Origin of the sequence: Sporosarcina sp. P29 (assembly GCF_002743265.1) — a bacterium.
Taxonomy (GTDB): Bacteria; Bacillota; Bacilli; order Bacillales_A; family Planococcaceae; genus Sporosarcina.
In genome coordinates this window covers 1-399 of sequence record NZ_PDYX01000117.1, presented here as the reverse complement: position 1 = coordinate 399, position 399 = coordinate 1, and the positions used below count along the sequence as shown (strand labels likewise).

Annotated in this window: 1 protein-coding gene; it reads right to left on the bottom strand. The window is 40.1% G+C overall.

The window, feature by feature from the left end; translation table 11 throughout:
• Positions 1-399 (bottom strand): GTPase (locus CSV68_RS16820; protein ID WP_199175057.1); only part of this gene is annotated, 399 nt, incomplete at both ends.

Here is a 399-nt window from a genome sequence, read left to right as displayed (position 1 = left end):
CACCAACAGTATATACTTTTCGACGTTCACCGATTTTATCGAACAATGATTGAACATTATCCCCCACTGTTATCATTTCATAGCGCTGTGCCAGTCTTTCAGGATAATGGGACTCCAAAAATCGTAATCCATATACTGCTAATTCCTCCATATTCAATACAGAGTCTTTAATTGCACCTGTTAACGCCAACTTATAACCTACTTGCTGGTCTTCAAACTTCGGCCACAGCACTCCTGGTGTATCAAGAAGCTCTAATTCTTTCTCAAATTTAATCCATTGTTGCGCTTTAGTTACACCTGGTTTGTTTCCTGTTTTAGCGATGTTCTTCTTCGCTAATCGGTTAATCAAAGTAGATTTTCCGACATTGGGAATGCCGACAATCATTGCGCGGATTGCTC